Genomic DNA, 2,489 nt, shown 5'->3' with positions numbered 1-2,489 from the left:
TACGCACTCGAAAAGGTAGTGGAGAAGAGAAGGAAAAAAGCAAGTGGTGCAGGAGGTAAGTTAAGATGGATGGGTGAAGTGGAGAAGAAGAAGAAGGGAAGTTGGTTGAAGAATGTGAAAGGTATTTTTTTTTTAAGGAAAAAGACGGCAAAGAGATGCTATTACGGCCTGTTGGCCTCGAGGATGTGAATAAAGGCCAGTTATGAACCCTAATTTATAATTTTACCCTAGAATGATTTATATTCCAATTTAAACTATTAGCATTTGCACCTATTATAATAAAATAGGTATTTTCGTTCTCTAACAATACTTGATTTATTATTTTAGTGAAATTAAAAGCTTTATAAGTTGTAAATTTATAAGAACTTGCAACAGATAAAATTATTTTTTTATCTTTTGATATTTTTAAGTTTTCTTTTATTTCATTTTTATTGTAATAGTTCTTACATATTTTATCATCTAGTGGTATACCTACAAAAAAGTTTCTTGCAATATCTCTATAATTGTTAGATACTTTAATTCCATATGTTCTTAATTCTAATATCATATCTGATATACATATACCTATCCAAAATAAATGATCGGAGTGATTATATAAAGCTATAGGTCTAGTAAAATTTTTATTTGCAAATGCTAATATTGGTAAAATATCATAATTATGAATATGTAATATTATTATTTCATATTTTGAAGCTATTTTTCGTAATTCTATTGCTTTTTCATAAATATTTTTTATGTTATTTATAGAAACAATCTCCCCTTTATTGTCTAAAATAGCCATTTTTAGTCTTTGATTTACTTCTTCAACATTTTGTTCTGTAAGTAATAATGAATGTTGTTTTAGGTCTAGTGGGTTTTCAATCCATCTTTCTACAACTCTTGTATGCCCACCATTAGAATAACTTGTTGTCATTATATGTAATATAGTATTTTTGTTATATTTATTAGTTAGTTCTATGTTTAATTTATTTGATTCTCGTATTAATATATTTTCTATTATATCAGAGCTATAATAACCACTTCCGTATATCAATTTACTTTTTAATAAAGAAATGATCATGTTTATTTGAGTATTAACATTTTTTTCATTATTAATAGTATTTAAAATATATAAGAAAGCTGAAGTTTTTTCTTCAGAATTTAAATTTTTTAATATTTCCAAGAATTTACAACTTTTACTACAAAATCAACTTCATTATTATTTATAATAGGCGAAATTGGTAAGCTTATAACTTCATTATGAATTTGTTCTGTTATTGGAAGTGATAGATGATTTAGTTCTTTATATGCTTCTTGTTTATGCGGTGGAGTTGGGTAATGGATTATCGTTTCTATATCATTTTCCTTTAAATATTCTTGAAACTTATCTCTATTTTTTACACGCACAACAAATACATGCCATACATGAGATTTATTATCAGTGTATTTTGGTAAAGTTATAAGTTTATTATTTATATTGTCTATATAATATTTTGCTATTTCTACTCTTTTTGCATTATCACTATCTAGATATTTTAATTTTACATCAAGCACAGCAGCTTGCAACTCGTCTAGTCTTGAGTTAAGCCCCTTATAAATATTACAATATTTTTTATGTGAGCCATAATTTGCCAAAGCTTTTACCTTTTCATAAAGTTCTTTATCATTTGTGGTAATAGCTCCACCATCCCCAAAACAACCTAAATTCTTTCCAGGATAAAATGAAAATGCAGAAGCATCACCTAGATTTCCAGCTCTTTTACCTTTATAATATACTCCGTGAGCTTGTGCTGAGTCTTCTATGACTTTTAGATTATATTTTTTAGCAATGGTATTTATCTTGTCCATATCACAAACTTGTCCATATAAATGAACTACCATTATAGCTTTTGTTTTAGGTGTTATTTTTTGCTCTATCAAATCAGGATTTATACAATATGTATTAATATCAGGCTCTACAAGAACAGGAGTGCAACCATTATCGCTAATCGCTAAAATACTTGCTATATAAGTATTTGCAGGAACTATTATCTCATCACCATTGCTAAAACCATAAGCGTTGATGATAAGTCTTAAAGCATCAAGTCCATTTGCTACACCCAACGCATACTTTGTGCCACAATAATTTGAATAATTTTTACAAAACTCTTCGTTGTATTTGCCTTGCAAATACCAACCATTATCTAAAATATCACTTGTTTTAGTCTCTATTTCAGCTCTAAAACGATTATTTATCTTTGCTAAATCTAAAAATTTTATCATATTAATGCCTATTAAATTATATTCTAATAATTGAAATTATTATAACTTAAAAAATGTTAAAATATATTAAATGTGTCAAAGTAGGTAATAATGAGTAAAATATATAACAATTATTTAGATATGATAAAAAATATTTTAAATGTAAAAGATAACAATTTTGGTTTTGTAGATAATAATGGTACTATAATTATCAGTAAAGACAATATCTTTCTAAAAGATATAAAAGATTTTAATTATGAGCTTAATAG

The 2,489-nt window shown here is 26.2% G+C and carries 3 protein-coding genes; 1 reads left to right on the top strand and 2 read right to left on the bottom strand.

From position 1 onward, the window contains the following. The coding region (locus KJQ99_RS09140) for a hypothetical protein (protein WP_214150627.1) at positions 1-189 on the top strand (189 nt) is incomplete at its 5' end. Positions 190-214: 25 nt separating this feature from the next. Here the strand turns inward: KJQ99_RS09140 and KJQ99_RS09135 are convergent. Then, positions 215-1,162: a hypothetical protein gene (locus KJQ99_RS09135; protein WP_214150626.1), complete on the bottom strand. Its 948-nt coding sequence runs from the start codon at positions 1,160-1,162 to the stop codon at positions 215-217. Beyond that, complete coding sequence (locus KJQ99_RS09130) at positions 1,150-2,241, bottom strand: DegT/DnrJ/EryC1/StrS family aminotransferase (protein WP_214150625.1); 1,092 nt, start codon at positions 2,239-2,241, stop codon at positions 1,150-1,152. The genes KJQ99_RS09135 and KJQ99_RS09130 overlap by 13 nt, the downstream gene beginning before the upstream one ends. Between the last annotated feature and the right edge of the window lie 248 nt (positions 2,242-2,489).

This window comes from Campylobacter sp. 2018MI13 (genome assembly GCF_018501135.1).
GTDB lineage: Bacteria > Campylobacterota > Campylobacteria > Campylobacterales > Campylobacteraceae > Campylobacter_E.
Note: the sequence above shows the minus strand (reverse complement) of the source record. Positions and strands in the feature narration are given on the sequence as shown.

What these genes read in the sequence shown, in the direction of transcription:
- KJQ99_RS09130 (WP_214150625.1), bottom strand. Translation starts at nt 2,241, where the DNA reads ATGATAAAATTTTTAGATTTAGCAAAGATAAATAATCGTTTTAGAGCT.